Annotated in this window: 19 protein-coding genes; 6 read left to right on the top strand and 13 right to left on the bottom strand. The window is 50.4% G+C overall.

The genetic code is table 11. The features are described from left to right. Positions 1-59: 59 nt before the first annotated feature. Complete coding sequence (locus ACO0LH_RS17190; protein ID WP_422942350.1) at positions 60-1,448, bottom strand: tetratricopeptide repeat protein; 1,389 nt, start codon at positions 1,446-1,448, stop codon at positions 60-62. Positions 1,449-1,611: 163 nt separating this feature from the next. Between ACO0LH_RS17190 and ACO0LH_RS17185 the strand changes: the two genes are divergently transcribed. Then, entirely contained in the window at positions 1,612-2,694 is a 1,083-nt protein-coding gene (locus ACO0LH_RS17185) for a serine hydrolase domain-containing protein (RefSeq protein WP_422942349.1), read from the top strand. Positions 2,695-2,701: 7 nt separating this feature from the next. Here the strand turns inward: ACO0LH_RS17185 and ACO0LH_RS17180 are convergent, their stop codons facing one another. The 3 genes from ACO0LH_RS17180 to ACO0LH_RS17170 all read right to left on the bottom strand — a co-directional run bounded on the left by ACO0LH_RS17180 (position 2,702) and on the right by ACO0LH_RS17170 (position 4,681). Beyond that, the gene (locus ACO0LH_RS17180) at positions 2,702-3,211 is read right to left on the bottom strand and encodes a glycine zipper 2TM domain-containing protein (RefSeq protein WP_422942348.1); all 510 of its coding nucleotides are present in this window, start codon (positions 3,209-3,211) and stop codon (positions 2,702-2,704) included. A gap of 140 nt (positions 3,212-3,351) precedes the next feature. Continuing rightward, complete coding sequence (locus ACO0LH_RS17175) at positions 3,352-4,017, bottom strand: hypothetical protein (protein WP_422942347.1); 666 nt, start codon at positions 4,015-4,017, stop codon at positions 3,352-3,354. Positions 4,018-4,102: 85 nt separating this feature from the next. Continuing rightward, positions 4,103-4,681: a hypothetical protein gene (locus ACO0LH_RS17170; protein ID WP_422942346.1), complete on the bottom strand. Its 579-nt coding sequence runs from the start codon at positions 4,679-4,681 to the stop codon at positions 4,103-4,105. A gap of 233 nt (positions 4,682-4,914) precedes the next feature. On the opposite strand from ACO0LH_RS17170, the gene ACO0LH_RS17165 reads away from it, so the two are divergent. Then, positions 4,915-5,913 (top strand): type II secretion system F family protein, encoded by a 999-nt coding sequence (locus ACO0LH_RS17165; RefSeq protein WP_422942345.1) that lies wholly within the window; start codon positions 4,915-4,917, stop codon positions 5,911-5,913. Positions 5,914-5,981: 68 nt separating this feature from the next. Here ACO0LH_RS17165 and ACO0LH_RS17160 read toward each other — a convergent pair whose 3' ends face one another. The 5 genes from ACO0LH_RS17160 to ACO0LH_RS17140 all read right to left on the bottom strand — a co-directional run bounded on the left by ACO0LH_RS17160 (position 5,982) and on the right by ACO0LH_RS17140 (position 8,933). Continuing rightward, complete coding sequence (locus ACO0LH_RS17160) at positions 5,982-6,935, bottom strand: MBL fold metallo-hydrolase (RefSeq protein WP_422942344.1); 954 nt, start codon at positions 6,933-6,935, stop codon at positions 5,982-5,984. Between the two features lie 117 nt (positions 6,936-7,052). After that, on the bottom strand, positions 7,053-7,580 hold the full coding sequence (locus ACO0LH_RS17155) for a hypothetical protein (protein ID WP_422942343.1): 528 nt from the start codon (positions 7,578-7,580) through the stop codon (positions 7,053-7,055). Between the two features lie 45 nt (positions 7,581-7,625). Next, a complete protein-coding gene (locus ACO0LH_RS17150; RefSeq protein ID WP_422942342.1) occupies positions 7,626-7,802 on the bottom strand; it encodes a hypothetical protein in 177 nt (58 codons plus the stop codon). A gap of 91 nt (positions 7,803-7,893) precedes the next feature. Continuing rightward, positions 7,894-8,367: an NUDIX hydrolase gene (locus ACO0LH_RS17145; RefSeq protein ID WP_422942341.1), complete on the bottom strand. Its 474-nt coding sequence runs from the start codon at positions 8,365-8,367 to the stop codon at positions 7,894-7,896. Between the two features lie 86 nt (positions 8,368-8,453). After that, entirely contained in the window at positions 8,454-8,933 is a 480-nt protein-coding gene (locus tag ACO0LH_RS17140) for an Lrp/AsnC family transcriptional regulator (RefSeq protein WP_422942340.1), read from the bottom strand. A gap of 177 nt (positions 8,934-9,110) precedes the next feature. Here ACO0LH_RS17140 and kynB point away from each other — a divergent pair, with 177 nt between their 5' ends. The 4 genes from kynB (at position 9,111) to ACO0LH_RS17120 (ending at position 12,459) form a co-directional block, all read left to right on the top strand. Continuing rightward, on the top strand, positions 9,111-9,749 hold the full coding sequence (gene kynB / locus ACO0LH_RS17135; RefSeq protein ID WP_422942339.1) for an arylformamidase: 639 nt from the start codon (positions 9,111-9,113) through the stop codon (positions 9,747-9,749). After that, a complete protein-coding gene (gene kynU / locus ACO0LH_RS17130) occupies positions 9,749-11,005 on the top strand; it encodes a kynureninase (protein WP_422942338.1) in 1,257 nt (418 codons plus the stop codon). Before kynB ends, kynU begins: the two co-directional genes overlap by 1 nt. A gap of 127 nt (positions 11,006-11,132) precedes the next feature. Then, positions 11,133-11,984: a tryptophan 2,3-dioxygenase gene (gene kynA, locus ACO0LH_RS17125; protein ID WP_422942337.1), complete on the top strand. Its 852-nt coding sequence runs from the start codon at positions 11,133-11,135 to the stop codon at positions 11,982-11,984. A gap of 268 nt (positions 11,985-12,252) precedes the next feature. After that, the gene (locus ACO0LH_RS17120) at positions 12,253-12,459 is read left to right on the top strand and encodes a hypothetical protein (protein ID WP_422942336.1); all 207 of its coding nucleotides are present in this window, start codon (positions 12,253-12,255) and stop codon (positions 12,457-12,459) included. Between the two features lie 108 nt (positions 12,460-12,567). On the opposite strand, the gene ACO0LH_RS17115 is transcribed toward ACO0LH_RS17120, so the two are convergent. From ACO0LH_RS17115 to ACO0LH_RS17100, 4 genes are all read right to left on the bottom strand, one after another. Next, positions 12,568-13,086, bottom strand: a complete 519-nt coding sequence (locus ACO0LH_RS17115) for an alpha-ketoglutarate-dependent dioxygenase AlkB (RefSeq protein WP_422942335.1) — start codon at positions 13,084-13,086, stop codon at positions 12,568-12,570. A gap of 110 nt (positions 13,087-13,196) precedes the next feature. After that, positions 13,197-13,916 carry a hypothetical protein gene (locus tag ACO0LH_RS17110; RefSeq protein WP_422942334.1) on the bottom strand — a complete coding sequence of 240 codons (720 nt, stop codon included), beginning with the start codon at positions 13,914-13,916 and terminating at the stop codon, positions 13,197-13,199. Next, entirely contained in the window at positions 13,909-14,529 is a 621-nt protein-coding gene (locus ACO0LH_RS17105; RefSeq protein WP_422942333.1) for a hypothetical protein, read from the bottom strand. Before ACO0LH_RS17105 ends, ACO0LH_RS17110 begins: the two co-directional genes overlap by 8 nt. Positions 14,530-14,668: 139 nt before the next feature. Then, a complete protein-coding gene (locus ACO0LH_RS17100) occupies positions 14,669-18,886 on the bottom strand; it encodes a hypothetical protein (protein ID WP_422942332.1) in 4,218 nt (1,405 codons plus the stop codon). Positions 18,887-19,046 lie beyond the last annotated feature (160 nt).

Raw genomic sequence — 19,046 nt, 5'->3', positions numbered from 1 at the left:
ACATTATACTTTGTCACACCACTTCGTCAGATGTGAAGGCAATGGCGTTGACCGATTGACTATGTTTTCAATTGTACAAGTGCCATCTTGATTTCGGCGACTACAGTCGACCAGTCCCCAGCCGATGTTTGCCTGAAGATCCGCATGACACCGGGATACCAGGGACTGTCCTGGCGATCCTTTAGCCAGCGCCAGTCTTGCCGGTAAGCTGGCAGCATGACCCAGCAAGGCTTCCCCAGGGCGCCAGCAAGGTGAACAACGGCAGTGTCAACTGCAATGACCAGATCCAGATTCAGGATGATTGCCGCTGTATCTGAAAAATCAGTGATGCCAGGCGCGAGATCTGCCAAGGATAAAGGTGCCGGCGGATTTCGCGCTTCTGCCTCACCTGCCCCTTTTTGCAGGCTGAAAAACTGTACACCTGGCACCTCACCAAGCATTGCCAGTTCCCTCAGCGAGAGCATGGACCGGTCGGCATCATTCTCAAAATTCGGATTGCCCTTCCAGACCAGGCCTACCCGCAAAGCATTTCCAGCTATCGCCGTTTCCCCCGCCCAATGCAATATCTTCCCGGAGGCAACACTCAGGTAAGGCAGATCACCAGGGATGGTATCAATGCGGGTCATGAATAGCCTTGGCAAACTATATAAAGCCACCCAGTAGTGCCAGTTGCCAAGCGTTATGGCTTCACCCAGCGCAATGGCATCATCGACACCGTCAAGACCTGTCATCAATGTTTTCAGACCCGGGTGACAGTGTATGGATACGCGGGATGCGCCACGCTTCTTGAGCAGGCTGGCATAGCGGCAAAATTGCAGCATATCGCCATGTCCGGCTTCAAAACAGATCAAAATGGATTTGCCTGTCAGGTCCTGGCCTTGCCAGCAATCGATCTCGGGGGTTTCACGCAACTCTTTTTCCAGCGGTTCTACCCCATCGCGCGATTCCAGGCGTTGCCAGCCTTCTTCATAGCGCCCCTGGCGCAACAAGAGGTACGCAAGGTTGAAGGCCGCCTTGCGGTAGCCCGGTGCAAGCTCCAGTGACCTGCGATAGCACTTTTCTGCTTCATCTTCGCGCCAGGTGCAAGCCAGCAGGACACCCAGGTTGGACCAGACAGAAACGGCATCGTCATCGATTAACAATGCCTGACGATAGAGGGCTTCTGCTTCGTCAAAGCGTTTTAATGCAGCCAGCATGACAGCAAAATTGGATAATATCTGCAACTGCCAGGGTGCCAGCAGCAATGCCTGCCGATAGCACTGTTCTGCCTCGGCATAACGCTTTTGCTGTTCCAGCAACCAGGCCAGATTCGCATGGATTTCCGCCAGATCCGGTTCCAAAACCAGTGCCAAACGAAAGGCTTGTTCAGCAGCGGCAAACTCACCTTTTCCCATCAGTTCGTTGGCTTTATAAAATAAAGTTTCAGCTGTGTCAGTTTGCGGTGTCATGCTGCATGCGAGCAAATGAAGGTAAGTGAAATCTGGCCATATCAGCGTTTGATTATAACTTGCCCTTAGCCTAGGTTTCATACTCGCCGCGCTTTTGTTAATATGTGGGCTAACATCAGTGCAAATTACGTGCTTTCCGCCTCATCCATGCCCGGAGAAAAGTATGACCCCGTTTCGTCAAGCATTCCTTACTGCCGTCTTGCTGGCAAGCAGTCTGACAATGACGCCATGTTTTGCAGCATCGGCCAAATCCCCTAGCCTGGAAGAGGCCGCAAAAAACTTGAAAGCCAGCGGCTTTCAGGGCATGGTCTTTGCTGCCCGCGATGACAAGGTCTTGCTGGAAAAAAGCTTTGGCAAGGTGACAGACACCAGGCAAACTTTTCGGTTCGCTTCCATCACCAAGCAAATGACCGCCATACTGGTCATGCAAGAGGTGGAAGCCGGTAAATTACAACTGGACCAGACCCTGGGCAGTTATTGGCCAGATTACCCGAATGCACAGGCGCGTACGGCGACACTGCGTCAATTGCTGACCCACTATTCTGGCCTGTATAACGAAATGGTGTCACCGGCTATTCATATGATAAATGCGAATAGTGGTGACGACATCCAAAAATTTGCAACCGGACTTTGCGCCGGCAAAAATACATCTGCACCTGGAAGTAAATTCGACTACAACAATTGTGATTACATTGTGCTGGGAGCCCTGCTGGAAAAAATCAACAAGCAAAGTTTTTTGAGCTTGCTGCAACAACGCATTTTCACCCCCGCTGGCATGCAAGGCGTGGGCTATTACACTGCCAGCCTGCCGGATTCAAAAAAACATTTGCACGGTATCTTGGGTGGCAAACCAGAACCTGAAGTGAATTTTGCCAGCTATGGCCCGGCTGGTGCCAGCTTTGGCACGCTCAAGGATTTGCATGCTTTTGACCTGGCATTCATACAGGGCAAATTGCTGTCGCCAAAGAGCCGGGATGAAATGATCAAGCCAAATCATGTCGGCGGTGCCATCGGCGTCTGGGCTTATCCCTTCAAGGGTGTGGATGAAAAAAATCCAGTCGTGATTGTTGAGCGCCAGGGCTGGATTGCCGGCCTGCGCATATTGAACCTGGTCGACTTGCAAAGCCACAATATCCTGATCATGGTCAGTACCAATGGAGACCAGGATTTGTCTCAGACCTGGGCTAACCAGGGGCCCGCTGCCGAATTATTGCGCGCCCTGATCAGCACCAGTGACGCACAATAAATCAGATTCAGGGGTTTCTTTTTGCGACTTCATTGCCGATATAGCCACCGCCAACAGCACCGGCAATCGTCGCCAGGGTACGGCCATTGCCGCCGCCAACCTGGTTACCCAGCAGGCCACCTACAACCGCACCCAGGCCTATGCCCAAAGGGCTATTGCGCGCCACTGGCTCTTGCGTCTCTACGGTCTGATAGTGTCTGACCGGGGTGTGATGAATCACGCCGGTATTGTTCATATTGCCAGAACTCACTTGTACCGGCTTTGGGCGGGCAACATAGTCAAGGTTAGCAGGCGGCGCATAATTCATCACTGACTGAACAGTGGCTGCCGCAACAGGGGGCATATCATTAGCACTCAGGCTGGCTGATGCCTGTTGCGCGCTGCCATGTGAATTTGGCAGAAAGCCACAAATTGCAGCAGCACCTAACAGGCTGACCAGAATAACCGATGCTGCAGCGCCAGCTACTAAAGGGTGGATGCGGGTATGAATACGATTAGCAGTTTGTGCTTGTTCCATTTTTGATCTCCTGATGACAGAAAAAAGACTCATGCTTTGATAACGCATCAAACATCTGAATGGGAGACAGGTGTAAGGATTTAAAAAGTAAATATTTGTAAGCTAGGGCTTTTGAAAGGGATATCTCAGACAAATTTCTACTAACAACCCGTAGATTTGCGCTTGGCAACCAGTTTCAGCAAATCCCCCTTGTCTGCCTTGCCGGACAGGTAAAGCCTGAGTTCAGTTACGTTATATTGACTGGATGTATCGAAGATGAAATCGAGCTTACCGTCATGATCAAGGTCACCTACCCATATGAGCTTGGCGTTATTGTCTTCCTGGTTTTCTGTGTAATCGAATAAATATTGCTCAGTTCCCTGATACATGAGAAAAATTTTTCCATCGCGGTTTTGCAATCTATATTCCAGACCATTCAAATGCATCAGCCTGTCATGACCAAGCGGCGGCAAGGTGGATAGTTCAAATTCTTCATCAATCGAACCACCTACCACTTTCGCTTCATCCGACAAAGTAACAGCACCGGCTTTCAAACTGGAGTCTGACAATAGCAACCTGATGTTGGCTACATTGGCAGATACGCGCAGGCCCTGTTCAGTAATCGGGTCTGGTATTTTTTTGAATGTCGGCTTGGCAGCGACCAGTCGCCAGCCATTATTCACCTGCTGCAAACCCAGCCACGGACCTTTTCTGTCGGCTTTTGCCTCTGATGCATGATAGTCTTGCAGCTCAAGTATTTCAGATGCCGCTGCATTGGCGCAAAATAACAGGCCGAGCAAGATGGCTGATAATCTCAATGTTTGCATCGTCAACTCCTTTTTACCTCACTCAAAACCGGGCGATAACCAATATGCTTTGCCCCTGCCACGCAAACAACAGATGCGCGAAATTTTACTTTTTAATATTCTTAGTATAAAGCCCATCGAAAGCAACCGTCCATACGCCGCGAGCATCCGTTGACTCCCATAACTGCCGCACGCTGCCATTCGCATTTGGCATCCAGCTGATACGGTGCCGGACAGTATGTCCTTCAGCGGCCAGATTCTGGCCTTCCAGTACCATGTTCGCCCCTTGCAGCCCGCCTTCAAGCAATAATAATGTGCCGGTATCATCGACCCAGGTCTGATGCCAGATTTTACGTGGTGCGTCGTAAATATTCAGGCTCTCGCCACTATAACCACGACCAGTCATATAACGCTCGTGAATGACGCAGCCGCTGTATTCGCGGCTGATACTGTTCGTGCCGGCCAGTTTGCCATCCGGCGTATGTACCTGCCATTCACCCAACCAAAAATCAAATTCGCGCATGGCTGGAATGTCACAGGGCGCTGCCATCACAGAACCTGCCATGATGCTAAAGCCGAGCCCATAACAGAATTTTCGTAAAAGGCGGTACAAGGGTACAAGGCCGTATGCGCTGACATGATTGTCCCCTTGTGAGGTTTCAGGATGAAATATGAATTCTGACATGGAAAATCCCTTGTAAGCGTCACCACATTCCGGTTATCGCCAGCGTCAAAAGTGGCACTTTACTGGCCTGCGACGATGGCATGCGCAATTCTTTTTGTCTTTTCTGGGGTGCTTATTCTCAAGAACTTACCCTAACACGTAAGACAGATTTTCACATCCATTTTATGATAAAAACAAGTTAACAAATAAGTCCTCTTTATGACTGAAAATTTCTTTCATGGCACAATGCAGGCATGAAAAATACGCCCCATCTCCCGCTGCCTTTTGGTGTCCGTGCAGACTTGCTGCATCAACTGGCCGCGCTCAGCAAGGCAGGGATAGCCCCGCTAAGGGCACTGGCACTGATCAAATTGCCCGGGGGATATCAAACCCGCATGCTTGCGACTCTGCGTGGTGTCACACGTGGACAAAATCTGGCCCAGGCGGGCCAGGAAAGCGGCCTGTGGACACCATTGGAAGCCGGATTATTGCAGGCCGCTCTGGCAGCAGGTGATCCTACCTCCACCTACCGCCGACTGGCAGAGCACTATCAGGTCAAGGCCCAGCAACTGGCAAGTATCAAGTCGCGTATGGCCTTGCCTATCTTTACTGGCCTGCTCTCTTTATTTGTGACGCCTTTGCCACAACTGATAGGCGGCACACTGACCATGGCAGCTTATCTATGGAGTGTTCTGCGTCCGGTTTTGCTATGCGCAATATTGTTCACTGGCGGCGTTTATGCGATGCGCCGTTTGCAGATGCGTCCCATTAATGCCAGGGTGTCTGCGATTGACAGTATTTTGCTGGCACTGCCGGTCTTTGGCAAAATGCATAAACAGCGTAATTTTTGCGACTTCTGGCAAAGCATCGCCTTGTTGCTGGAAGCAGGACTGCCCATGTTTGAAGCCGTACCGCTCGCCCTTCATGGCGTGAACAATGTCTTGCTGAGACGGGATCTGGCGCAAATTTTGCCACGCATGCAAAAAGGCGCAACCCTGGCTGATGCTTTGCGTGCCTTGCCAAAGATTAACAATAGCGCGCTGCTGGGAATGGTGCAAACCGGTGAAGCCAGTGGCAGCCTGCCAGAAATGCTGGATCACTATGCCAAAGGTGAAAACGCCAGCCTGGCATTGCAACAAAAACAGGTCGCCGAATGGATACCAAGAATAGCCTACGGGATGATTGCTGCGGTGATTGCCTATGGTATTTTGAAAAGCGGCGCGTTTAATCCGCATGTGCCCGAGGATTTGTAAATTTCCAGATCCTCAAACACATCTGCACAGCTCGACATGGCGAATTATCTGCTGAGGATGGAAAATTTTCATTTCCCGCCCGCCAAAACTTTCTGCAAATCATTGGCGAACAGGATGATGCCCGCATAATTCTTGCGTATGGCGGCGGTGCTTTCCATTTCGTGACCCAGGGTACGCTTCATACGGTGTGACAACACCAGTTTGCCGACTTTTGCAGCGCTGGCAATGCGGCCTATTTCGGTCGGCATCATGTGCAACAGGCGAGCCACATTGTCGGGGTCATTTTCACGGGCCGCATTGTGGGCAATCAATACATCACTGCCCTGTGCCAGCAAATCCAGCGACTGGTCGCTATTGCTGGTATCGCCGCTGAATGTAATGGCACATCCCTGACTTTCCACACGCCAGGCCAGCGCCGGCACAGGGCCATGCAAGACTGAAATCGCGCTTACTGCCAGGCTATCATCTATTGCATAGCGCTTGATTTCCTTGTCTTTAGGCGCGACTTCTTCAGTTTCCATCTTGAACTGGCTACCGACATCTGGATCGGCATAATCAGCCAGATAAGCATAGGCACCGGTTTCGCGATTGAACAAGGCGTGGACAAATTCTTTCACCCCCGGAAATACGCCACGTCTGGCTGGGCCAAACACACGCAGTTCTTTATCGTAACCGGCAAATGGCAAACCCTTGATCAGCGCGGGAAAATCTGCCGTGTGATCAACATGAAAATGCGAAAACAAGACAGCATCCAGATCAACCGGGTCAGCGCCGGATTTTTCATAATTCAATGCCGCCCCGCTGCCAAAATCAATCAGCAGACGTGCTTTTTTATCGACCCAGACCAGATAACTGGTCGACGCACGCTGGTCATTCAGTTCTGGCCCACCGGAACCCAGTACCTGCACGATGATTTTGCCGGGTTGACAGCTGGCAGCAGCCCAAAGCGATGAACTGCCGCACAGCAGACTGAACAACAGTGCGAATTTCAGAGAACGACAAATTGTGGAGTGGGCTGTCATGCGAATAAATCAGAAATAGGATCCATGGATTGCGGCAAAGATTGCCCGGCTCTTTCGCTACTTTTCAAAACCTTAGCCATTATTGCTGTTTTTTCGCCTTTGGCCAGGTTAAAGTTTTTATAAATATTTTTTAACGTCAGCAACCTTCAACTTTGTCGCCATTTTATGCTTGAGTTGCTTCAGTTCAGCCAAAACCGCAGCCAATTCTTTCTCGTTCGGTTGCAAAGGTTTCAGGGTTATCCCCAATATAGGCGCAACCTGGCGCTGTATATAACGTCGGCCTGCGGTAATAAGCTGCCAGATCACCAGCAAGGCGCCGATACCCATGCAAACCAGGACTGCCAGTGACATTTCGTCGGGGGCAAATTTGCCAACGATGGCTGGCCCCATGATCATGAGCAAAACCGCCGCAACGATGGCAATACCGATCTCCATATCGAGATGAGTAGATGCAAAACGCCTTTCCACCAATGGTGACAAGATATAGAAAGGGCTTTTGATCAGGGCATCTCGCTCTTCGGCTGTCAGCAATGCCGGGGTCTTTAGCACTTTTTCTTCCAGTTCCAGACGGTCGCTATGAACATCGCGAATATCCGGGAATGTTGCTTTGATGAGTTCAGTGACGGGCAGCGCTTTTTTTGACACCGAGACATAATTGGCAGGATTGGCATTGAGGATAGTTGCGCATTTCTAGCACGTGCGCTCATGCCCAACCAGTTCGCCCTCACCGGCAGTGATGTAATACACATGACCGGCCAGGCCTATGCGCTTCAATTCAAAGGCACGTGGCTTGCGGCAAATCGGGCAAAAATCAGCGACATAGCCAAGTTTTCTATACACGTGTTTCTTACCCCAGACGATGAACATCATTCCTCCTGTATTTTCTGACTACAATAACTCGACGTAAAGGTATTCATTCAGTACACACAGGGAGTGAATACCAGTTATCTGGGTGCTCTTATTTTTCATGGTGTACTACATGCTGCATCGTCAATTCTGACGATGCCAGCGCTTTTGCCAGAAACGAGGGGCGAATATCAAGCTGTTGTAACTCTGACCGTTTAAACCAGGCAAAGGTCAATTTCAAATCACCTTCGATTCCCACATACGGCCCAGCCTGTGTCAGCAATCGCGATCCTTCTGACAAGTGCGTGAGAAAATACAGGCCCAATTCATGGTGTCGCGTTTCGCGATAAGTGAAGAAATTTTCTACCGTCCACAGCAAACGCCCGCAAGTCACTGTCTCAGCCAGTTCTTCTTGCATTTCACGGACGATCGTCATGGCAGCAGCCTCGCCGGCGTCAACCCGCCCACCGGGTACGCACCAGAACGGGTCACCTTCTATTTTATGCAGCAAGACATCGTCACCATTTAAAATGATTGCCGCCGCACGCAGGTTATAACGGTAATTGGCTATGTCGAAAGAAATCATGGTCTTGATGTTAAGTTTTATTGTTGAGCGTTGTTGTTAAGCCCTGTTATTGAACAGTCAAAATATTAACGTTATCCAATGCGTTATCAAACACCCGTCACCATCAATTCGCTGGCGATTTGCTGCGTGTCTTTTAAAGTCTGCAAGACGATGTTTGAGCGTATATCGAGTACACCTGTCGTTTTATAAAGGCGTTCCAGCACAAAGGCAGAATAATGCTTGAGGTTACGCGCACGTACACGTAACAGGTAATTGGCATCACCCGTAATGATGTAAGACCCGACAACTTCCGGCCATTGTTGCAGCGCCTGAGAGAAGTTTTCATGCCATTGCTCTACATCGCGACGCATGGTGACCTGCACAAAAGCATCCACTTCCAACCCCACCGCAGCGGCATCAATCACCGCACAATAATGATGAATGATGCCCGCATCTTCGAGCATGCGCACCCGGCGCAGACAGGACGAAGGCGACAAGAAAACCTTGTCGGCCAGTTCCTGGTTGCTGATACGGCCATCGGACTGTAATTGCGTAAGAATTTTTAAATCAGTGGCATCTAATTGCATGCAAAGTCCCTTTTCTGATGCATTTTTTCGTTGCACAAAGCCATATTGACCAAATCCATCAATATTTAACAAATAATTCGCAGTATATTCTATAAAAGCTATTTTTTACGCTGCACTTTGCAAGAATTATTCAGGCAATCCGGCATAAAATCTCTGCATGTTTTTACAGGAGTTATCATGTCTGCCGACGCACCAACAATCTGGGATATCACCCCGCCCATACAGCCTGGCATTCCAGTCTGGCCAGGTGATAGTGCCTACACTGCCGAAACCACCTGGCAAATTGCCGATGGTTGCCCGGTCAAGGTCAGCAAGATCAGCATGTCCACCCACACCGGGGCACACTGCGATGCGCCTTCACATTATGACGTTGACGGCAAGAGCATAGATGAAGTGGCAATCGACACTTATATAGGCAGTTGCCGCGTCATTCACTGTCTGGGCGTAGCCCAGGTCATGCCGGAACACGTATCGGCTTACTTGCACCAATTGCCGCCCCGTGTCCTGTTTCGGACTTACCTGAGCGCACCGCAAGCGCAATGGGATAGCGATTTCCCCAGCGTTGCTGCAACAACCATAGCACTGCTGGCAAAACATGGCGTGCGCCTGATCGGCATAGACAGCCCGTCACTGGACCCGCAAGAATCAAAAACCCTGGATGCGCATCTGTGTGTCAAGGCACACCAGATGGCGATTTTGGAAGGCATTGTGCTGGACGATGTTGCCGCCGGAGATTATGAATTGATTTGCCTGCCACTGAAACTTGCCGGACTGGATGCCAGCCCGGTGCGCGCCATATTGAGGAGCCTGCCGTAATGACACAAATAAACACGATGACCCGCAACGACTGCGAAAAACTCGACCAACAAGATACACTTGCCCCGCTGCGCGAAGACTTTGATTTGCCTGCGGGCGTGATTTACCTTGACGGTAACTCACTTGGCGCGCGACCAAAAGCCGCCCTGCAAAGGGCGCAGGAAGTCATCACCCAAGAATGGGGTACTGACCTCATCAAGAGTTGGAACACCGCCGGCTGGTTTGACTTGCCATCCACCCTGGGCAACCAGCTTGCCCCACTGATAGGCGCTGATACCAATGAGGTCGTGGTGACAGACACCACCTCAGTCAATCTGTTCAAGGCAATCGCGGCTGCATTACAGATGCAATCAGTCGACAGCAAGCGCAAAACCATCATTACTGAACGCAGCAACTTCCCCACTGATATCTACATGGCGGAGGGCATTACGCGCTGGCTGGACCGCGGTTATCAGATCGTGCTGATCGACACACCTGAAGAACTGCCGCAAGTCATCAATGACGGCACGGCACTGGTCATGCTCACGCATGTTAACTACCGTACTGGTTACCTGCATGATATGACAACAGTCACCGCCCTCGCCCATCAGCACGGCGCGCTGATGTTATGGGATCTTGCCCATTCAGCCGGTGCCCTGCCCATGGACCTGAATGCAGCAAATGCTGACTTCGCCGTGGGTTGCACCTATAAATATCTGAACGGCGGCCCCGGATCACCTGCCTTTATCTGGGTGCCAGTACGCCATCAGCAGGCATTTCACCACCCCCTGTCAGGCTGGTGGGGACACGCCAGCCCATTTGCCATGAGCCCGGGCTTTACACCCACGCCCGGCATACGCCGCGCCTTGTGCGGCACACAACCTATTGCCTCGCTGGCGATGGTCGCCTGCGGCCTTGACACTTTTGGCAAGACCGATATGCAAGCCATACGCAAAAAATCACTGGCACTGACTGACCTGTTCATACAACTGGTGGAAAGCCGCTGCGCCACGCATCCGCTGGAACTGGTCACTCCACGCCAGCATCAGCAACGTGGCAGCCAGGCCAGCTTCAAGCATCCACATGCGTATGCGGTGATACAGGCATTGATACAGCGCGGCATCATCGGCGACTACCGCGAACCTGCCATCATGCGCTTCGGTTTCACACCGCTCTATACACGTTATGTCGATGTCTGGGATGCAGCAGAAGGTCTGCGCGATATACTCGACAGCAAAGACTATGACACCAATGCACAGCGTAACGCGGTGACTTGATCAATCTGAAGACTTCTTGACACAGAGGCGTGGAGACATGGCAGAACACAGAGAAAATTCAAAAAGAAAATCTGCTCTCCCTATTCTGTGGGCGAAGGTCCTCATTTTTAAATTTTAAGGAAACATCATGAGCGACAACGAACAAGCTGGCAAATGCCCCATGTCCTGGCATGGCGCGCAGATGGATTTTAGTGAGTCCATGAGCTATGGCGACTACCTGGGTTTGGATCAGATTCTGACGGCCCAGCATCCACGTTCCCCCAACCATAATGAAATGTTGTTCATCATCCAGCATCAGACCAGTGAATTGTGGATCAAACTAATGTTGCATGAACTGCATGCCGTACGCCAGAATATCCGCGAGAATAACTTGCCACCCGCTTTCAAGATGTTGTCACGCGTGGCGCGCATCATGGATCAACTGGTGCACGCATGGGACGTATTATCCACCATGACGCCCAGCGAATACACAGCGATACGCCCCTATCTTGGCGCCTCCTCCGGTTTTCAATCACATCAATACCGCGAACTGGAATACCTGCTCGGCAATAAAAATGCCTCGCTGATGGCAGTGCATGAAAGCAAGCCAGAAAATCACGCGACACTGGATGCGGCACTGCGCACTCCATCCATTTATGATGAAGCCATCATGCTGATGGCCCGCCAGGGTTTTGCAATTGATGCAACTCGCCTGCAGGCTGACTGGTCACAAGGTATTGTTGCCAACGAATCCGTCAAGGCGGCCTGGCTCAAAGTCTACCAGACACCGGAACAACACTGGTCTCTATATGAACTCGCAGAGAAATTGGTAGACATGGAAACTGCCTTCCGTATCTGGCGTTTCCGCCACGTGACAACGGTGGAACGCATCATCGGCTTCAAAACCGGCACAGGCGGCACAGCGGGTGTCAGCTACCTGCGCAAAATGCTGGATGTAGTTTTGTTCCCGGAATTATTTGCTTTGAGGACTGCGTTGTAAGCCACATCTTGTATTACTGCTCAATATGCGTCTCAACATAGGGAATCATACATAAAGAGAAAGGAAATTTTCCTTTCTCTTTATGAGCGCCAGAATACCTTTCCAATGCAAGTCGTTACAAATACGGTCAAGACAGTAAGCCGGAATGCAGGCTAGAATACGATGATTGATGTGATCAGAAGCCAGCAATCTGCATCCACAACAATGCCATATAGTCAATGCTCGTTCATACCAGCTGCAGTCATATTGTTCGAAAAAGGAGTCCGGCATGATCAGTACTCACGCTAATCGAGACCATTCCCATATTCATCAGCGCACAGATTTCCATACTGCCGAGCATGTCAATACCGGCCTGCATTTACAAAGCACGGTGGGCACGCTTTGCGCACTGGAATTCATGAAAACCAGGGGTGTACCCAATCAGGTTACAGAACGGGTTTTGCTGCAACCTCAAAAATGCCGGTTACACGGCTAAAAATCCAGAGGCGGCAATACCCGAGCGGCTTGAATATGATGACAATAAGCTATTGCGAAATTAAAGTGCAATGCGACGCAACAACATCAGGTAATTTCGCAGCAGCCTCTAAGTATCAATTTTCCTGAACGTCAAACTGATACGTTCACCATCGTCCCCTTTCGGAATCGCATGCAACCAGGATTCCTGGATAGCGTCAGACATATATAGCAAACTACCTGCCGGAAGTGGATAAAGAAATTCCACATTTCTGTCTGTCTTTTTCTGATAAGCGATATGGCGCACGCTACCCAGCGAAATAATTGCCACGCCAGTCCCGCTCGCCAGTTTTTCAAGCGAATCGGAATGAAACCCCATCGAAGAATTACCGTCAGGATAAAAATTAAGCAGGCAGTTATTGGGCAGGAACTCCAATTCACATTCCACCGCTGTACAGATAATCTGCAAAAAATCTGGCATCACTGTCGGTGCGTATGATATTTGGGAATAATCATAGGCAACGCCGAAACTAGCCGTTTTTCTAGAACGTATTCTCTCGTCCCAGCTTACTTCATTTTTCAGCTGATCAAACAAGCAATCCGGTCTGGAGAGAAAATCTGGTTTCAAATAAATGGCTGGCGCTGTCATGCTGTAGCCCAGCCTACAGTAAAGGATAGTGTAGTGTAAGGTTCAAATTATAAACATCAGAATATAAACGTGAAAATGAAAAGCCTGACATCACCATCTGTACAGGGAAATTATGTTCCTATCTTCAAACCCAAGCCTTCGGCAGTTGATGGCTCTACCGGCTGCAATTTCTCTCCACCACGCTCAAGAAAGATGACTTGAATATCATTTTTTCCTGTGTGATACTGTATCATCAGGCTGGCAATCTCGTCACGCACACGATATATTTTTTCCATAAATTCCAGGGTGATTTTTCCATCGCTGCGTTTGATTATCTCGGTTATCAACTCGTTAGTCTGCTCGGTCATAAATTCATTATATTGATTGACAAGCGGGCGCAAGCCCACTCTGGTCGTTCCGGTCCGTGCAGAAGGTAAGATAGTGCGTGTATAACCAGTCATGAACAATAAAGCACATGAACCTATACACAAACCACGCGCTGCGGTTGAAAGATGATATTGCTTGATCCTGTCATGCAAACCCATGACAGCATCCAGATCGATCTCTCGCGAATCCATCACATTATCGAATTCGAGTCCTGAAATTGCGCGATTGGTTTTGATCGCATTATCGAATCTTTCCAACATGGCTTTGTCGATTTTCCCTGCCACCCGAAAAAGCTGGATGGCAGTTGCGTCAGATGCAGTAATGTGGCCACCATCCGTTTGCATTGGAGTTTGCGCCATCGCCAAACCGTTTAAATTTCCAACAATAACAGCCAGACTGATACCTGCCAGACATCGAAACATGGTATCTGTCACGTACTTTTTTATTTGAGTGTATTCATTCATCAACATTGATTCCTAAATCTGCTGGTGTCGCATCGCTGATCTTGATGCGCCTGGCACCATATTGCGCCTGGAAAAAAACATGCTCCCCTGTACTGATGGGCTTACGGTAGATAAAAATGCCACCGGTTCTGTCAGAAGTTTCATACATTTTATTCAGCAAATCCAAGGGCAGCTTGCCTTGACTACGCTGATGCACTATCGAGATCAGGTCGTCGTTATAGATTCGTTGAAACGATCCATCAATACCGGAGTGTATGGAATGCAGCAGCAACAGGGTTTCTTCTCCATTTTTGGCAGGCAACATGGTACGCTCATGTCCCATTAAAAAAATGTAGGCGCAGGTAGAAGCACAAAACCCTCGCGCAAAAGTATTCATCTGGTGTTGATTGATGCGTAATTGAAATTGATAGGCAACATCTGGTGCGATTTTGCTGGCACCAGGCACATCTACCAATTCTATTTCTTTTAAATTGGGATTTGCTTTCAATGCGGCATCCAGAGCAGTCACGTGTTCCATGTTCAAGGAACCTGTCACCATATGCCGGGCTGGCAGGGCAAGATTGCCCGCTATCACCTCACTGACGTTAGCACCCAGACTGACGAGGACTGACAAATTTAAACAAAAGCATCGCAAAATGCTGCCAGTTGCAAAATCAGGTTTTCTGGCATGGCAAGCATTCACTGGATGTCGCATATTTGATTGCACCATATGTTTTTTAAATTCAAGAAACTTCTGATGAAGTGCAGCGAGTTTAGGTTTTTACATTTCCTGCACTAACCCCGACTTCTGGTGCCGACGCTTCAACTTTCGGCGCACTTTGCTTTTGTCGCCACAGACCATCGCTGGCAAAAGCCTGCCATCCCCACTTCAGCCATGCCAATAATGACCAGGCCAGCCATAAAGCCCATAGCAGCATCAGGCCACGGTAAACCAGTATGGGCAAAGAAAACACCCATGCATTGTGCAGCTCGGCACCAGCCCTGTCCACGTACCAAAGCAGGTTTTCATAGCTGGAATTATTGCCCGTCACCTGCATATCTGGCCGCCCCAGCAAGCCGCCTTCCACCGCGCTCAACAACACGCCCAGCAAAGCCAGTGTCAATGCAAACAGGCCCAGTTGACGCAAATTGAACAGCCATCTGGGTGAACTATTTTCTGAACGGGCGCGTCTGGCAAATGCATAAAACCAGGCGACCACCAGGGCTGCGCCCCACCACTCCACCTGGGTTAAACCCAGCGCCAGCAATAACCACTGACTGGTATGCACCGCTAAACCACTATAGCGCCCGAGCAATAACGCTACTGCCAGCAAGACGATCAGTTTGCCCCAGAATAAAATTGCCGGCCCCAAGCCCGGGCCACTGGCCATTAGCAACCATCTGTCATGCGGCATTTTTAAATCCAGCCAATTGTTCACGCTGGGCACTTGCAAATTGACGGCGGCAGTCGTATAGCTGGAAGTCATGCCCTGATCAAGGCGCCAATTGACATCGACCTCTTGCGTGCCAGGTACGACCGGCAAGACCAGCCGCCTGCCGTTGGCACGTATGGGTCTGACTTGCTGATTGATACTGACGCTTTGCAATACTGCACCTTCAGGCAAAATCAGTGCATGATCACCCCCACGGCTACTGCGCAAGCGCAGCTTCAGATGATAATCACTTGCGCGGGTACCAGGGCTGACGGTCAGGCGTGACAGATCTATTGTCAGCGTCTGTCCGGGTATGGCTTGCGGACGCTCTATGCTGAGTTTCAGGGTCTCGCCAGGCCAGGGTGCGAAAGCCAGATCTGCACCTTCATTGCTGAAAATGGGTGGCAAACCTGTCGCGCTGACATGCCAGATGCCTGAAGCAACGATAATCCAGCTTTCAATCCAGTTATTTTGCTGACTGGCCACCAGGCTGATTTGCGGGCTTTGCGGCAGATTGGAAACCCACTCCACTTGCTGCACCTGCGGCCCCAGATTCACCAATAGCTTGCCATCCTTGACGATCATGCCGGCGGTAGTGACTGCCTCGCCTGGCAGCAAGGGAATTTCTGCCAGGGCAGGCGTACCCATAGGAGAAAGCCGTGAGACCGTCGTGGTCACGCGCCATTCCCTGTCCAGTATCAGCCGCCGTTCCACTTGCAAAAATGCGGGTAACAATGGCGCATCCGTTTTGCTGCCTGCCTTGATTTTTCGGGTCAGTTGCAAGGTATCGGCAGCACCCGACTCTTCTGAAAGCCCAGCCACATCCCAGGCATCTGCATGAATATCTACATACCTGGGTTTACGCGGCAGTGGCAATTGCAGCGTATCGTTTTGCATCAAGTCACCGGTCAACTCCAGACGGTGACGTCCGGCGGGCGCGAGCAACCATAAAACACCGCTGTCATCACGATGCACATAGGCGATCTTGCCATCCATACGGGCTTCATGCGGCAGCCAGTATTTGACTCCACCCGGCAGCGGCAAAGCAGTGTCAATTGCGGCGTCAATGTCCACTCCCAGCCGCACGGTGTTCCCACTGATTTGCAGCATCAGTCGTGAAACTTCTGCGCAGACAGGCAAGCAATCTGCGGGGCGTGTCAGTTTTTGCTTCAGCTCTTCCAATTGCTCATTTGTAGGCAGCTGGGCGTAAGCGTCGTTACTATGCATGCTGGCATACGATGTCAGCGCCAGCAAAACCATTGCTGTCAGGTTTCTGGCAAAGATGCGCCAGCGTCTGGTCTTGCGACCACCATCCTGATCACCAGGGTTTTCAGTATCGTTGTGAATGGTTTTTTTTGCTGCATATCCGGCAACACAGGCCAGCAACAAGCCAAGTGACAGCAAGCGCAACAACACGAGGAGTTTGTTTGCCCATGGTGGCAATAACCATAAATCAAGTTGTTGATCCTGCCTTACCGGGCCGTCGAATATCAGGGGATAAGTACGCCATTGCCAGCCAGGCAGACCAGGGCCGGTCTGCACTTTGGCATCAGGATCAAGGCTTTGGAAATTGGTGGCACGACTTCCTGCTGCAGATTTGTATCGGGCATTACTTAATATGCTCGAGCCACCAGCGATTTTTGCTAGCGGTTTTGCCTCTTCCAAAATTGGTGACTCCACGGCCCTGGTGACAGGCACTGGAGATAAAAGCGGTGGCGGGGGCGGTGGAGGTGGTACAGATTCTGCGTCTGCTGCCACAGGCTCTTCCGGTGCTCTATTTATGGCAGGTGCAAGGGGCAGATTTTCATTAAAACTCCAATATGCATCCTGTTCCAGAACAGGGTATAAAGCCGAACGTACCTGGGCCGTAGCGAAGGCCAGGCTCATCAAGATCAGCGCCAGCAAACTCACTTGCTGCAAGCGTTTCACCCATATTAAAAATCGGCCTTGCGGCAAGACTCTGACGATGGCAAGCAAGGCCAGCAAAAGCAGCCAGGCATACCGCGGTGCACCAGGTTCCTGATAGGACAGTGTCAGCGCAAACAACGCCAGCACGCCCCATTTGACGCCCCATAGCTGGCCAGTTGCCAGTGCAATCACCAGCACGATGAAGAAATCGAGCAGATTCCAGCGCGACAACCAGGCACCGTCCGCACGGTCGACGCCGCTGGCATAGAGCAAACGCCAGCCTGCGGGCAAGATCAGTTCCATGGATACCTTGTCAAAATCCAGCTTCCAGCCAACTGCGGAAATCTGCCTTACCGGCTTGTCTATCAAACTGTCTGCATTCAGATTAAGCGATCCACGCTTGACCTCAACACCGGCGAGCTTGTCATTGCCACGGGTAATCAATTGATCCTGGCCATCGATACCTACACGCCCCAGTTGCGCCAGACCATCCATGGCAAGACGTGTCGCGCGGCTGATATCACCCTGTATCTGATCATTCATGGTCAAGGTATTGCCGTCAAATCCCAGCCACAAGCGGCGCTTTAAAGATAATTTATCTGGTGAGGGATCACTGTCGCCACGACGAATTTCCTTGAAAGAGAAACTGCTGTCTGCATGCATGAGATACGCAGGCAGGTTGCGCCATTCAGCAGGCAATGAAGTCTGCTGTGGATCAACTGGCGATGGTCCTTCTATGGCTGCTGTTCGTATCAAAGCTTGCGCCTGAAATACCCAGACCTCTTCATCTGTCGTCAAGCCTGCGGCCTTACCTAAAGTCAGGCTTTTTACTGACCCGGGATGGCGCGCGACAAAACGCAGATCCCAACTACCAGCACGCGCCTGCACTGCCAGACTACCATCCTGCTTAAGCACGGCCGGCAAAGGAGACTGCAATTCCAGCGCGATCATTTCTGGCAACAAGACATTACCGATAACAATCTCCCGCCCCTTGCCTGATACTTCGAGCCGGATACGGGTTTCTACAGTAATAGGTACACCATCATTCACTTTTCGGAAGACATGCACCTGTTGCGCCTGCTCGGCACTATCTGCATCTGCCTTACGCTGCAACCAGAGCTGGTTGCTTTCGTCACGAACAGGCAGACCGAGGTTTTGACCATTCAGTTCCAGTTTGATTAAAGCGGCGTTTTGTGGCAATTGTAAAGATTCTGGCACCCCGTTCCAGGCAAAGCGGCCACTTATTTTATGTGAGCCCTTGGGCATTTTCAGTACAGGTACTTCTTCCCGCCCGATCACGGCTACAGGTTTGCCATCCAGTATCACGTCCTGTGGCCACTGCTGACTATTGCCAGGCAAGCCTATCCAGGTATCACGATAGGTAGTGAACTCTTGCGTAAATACCGCTCCCTTGGTATTGACCTTCAGATCAAGTACGCCTGGCCACACACACTGATTCGCATTATTTTTGTCTTGTACTTGCGGGCAAACAGCGTCCGGCACTTCATCCAGCACCCAGGGCACCCAACTTTTTAAAGGATCAGGTATCGCCTGCGCTGGAAACTCTGCGGCGTGCAGACCATTGCCCACACTGCTTAGACTGATAAAGCAGGCAATTAGCCAAAAACTGATGATCCATTTTTTTGTCATAGTGCACCTGTATGCGTGAACAAAACATACTGTTTTAAATATCTGATTTTTCATTAAGAAAAACTAGGTTCTTGAAAACAATCCAGTTCAATTTTTTACAGTGTCAATGATAGTGGTGTATTTTGCAAGCATCTAAATACTGTTGCCTGTACTGCTGCAT

This window comes from Undibacterium sp. TJN19, from assembly GCF_049339485.1.
GTDB lineage: Bacteria > Pseudomonadota > Gammaproteobacteria > Burkholderiales > Burkholderiaceae_D > Undibacterium.
This window is presented reverse-complemented; position numbering and strand designations above follow the sequence as displayed.

Coding starts and splice junctions, on each gene's coding strand:
- ACO0LH_RS17175 (WP_422942347.1), bottom strand. CDS start 4,017: ATGCAAACATTGAGATTATCAGCCATCTTGCTCGGCCTGTTATTTTGC.
- ACO0LH_RS17160 (WP_422942344.1), bottom strand. CDS start 6,935: ATGACAGCCCACTCCACAATTTGTCGTTCTCTGAAATTCGCACTGTTG.
- ACO0LH_RS17145 (WP_422942341.1), bottom strand. CDS start 8,367: ATGATTTCTTTCGACATAGCCAATTACCGTTATAACCTGCGTGCGGCG.
- kynB (WP_422942339.1), top strand. CDS start 9,111: ATGTCTGCCGACGCACCAACAATCTGGGATATCACCCCGCCCATACAG.
- ACO0LH_RS17110 (WP_422942334.1), bottom strand. CDS start 13,916: ATGAATGAATACACTCAAATAAAAAAGTACGTGACAGATACCATGTTT.
- ACO0LH_RS17100 (WP_422942332.1), bottom strand. CDS start 18,886: ATGACAAAAAAATGGATCATCAGTTTTTGGCTAATTGCCTGCTTTATC.
- ACO0LH_RS17185 (WP_422942349.1), top strand. CDS start 1,612: ATGACCCCGTTTCGTCAAGCATTCCTTACTGCCGTCTTGCTGGCAAGC.
- ACO0LH_RS17140 (WP_422942340.1), bottom strand. CDS start 8,933: ATGCAATTAGATGCCACTGATTTAAAAATTCTTACGCAATTACAGTCC.
- ACO0LH_RS17190 (WP_422942350.1), bottom strand. CDS start 1,448: ATGACACCGCAAACTGACACAGCTGAAACTTTATTTTATAAAGCCAAC.
- kynA (WP_422942337.1), top strand. CDS start 11,133: ATGAGCGACAACGAACAAGCTGGCAAATGCCCCATGTCCTGGCATGGC.
- ACO0LH_RS17165 (WP_422942345.1), top strand. CDS start 4,915: ATGAAAAATACGCCCCATCTCCCGCTGCCTTTTGGTGTCCGTGCAGAC.
- ACO0LH_RS17180 (WP_422942348.1), bottom strand. CDS start 3,211: ATGGAACAAGCACAAACTGCTAATCGTATTCATACCCGCATCCACCCT.
- ACO0LH_RS17115 (WP_422942335.1), bottom strand. CDS start 13,086: ATGACAGCGCCAGCCATTTATTTGAAACCAGATTTTCTCTCCAGACCG.
- ACO0LH_RS17170 (WP_422942346.1), bottom strand. CDS start 4,681: ATGTCAGAATTCATATTTCATCCTGAAACCTCACAAGGGGACAATCAT.
- ACO0LH_RS17150 (WP_422942342.1), bottom strand. CDS start 7,802: ATGTTCATCGTCTGGGGTAAGAAACACGTGTATAGAAAACTTGGCTAT.
- kynU (WP_422942338.1), top strand. CDS start 9,749: ATGACACAAATAAACACGATGACCCGCAACGACTGCGAAAAACTCGAC.
- ACO0LH_RS17120 (WP_422942336.1), top strand. CDS start 12,253: ATGATCAGTACTCACGCTAATCGAGACCATTCCCATATTCATCAGCGC.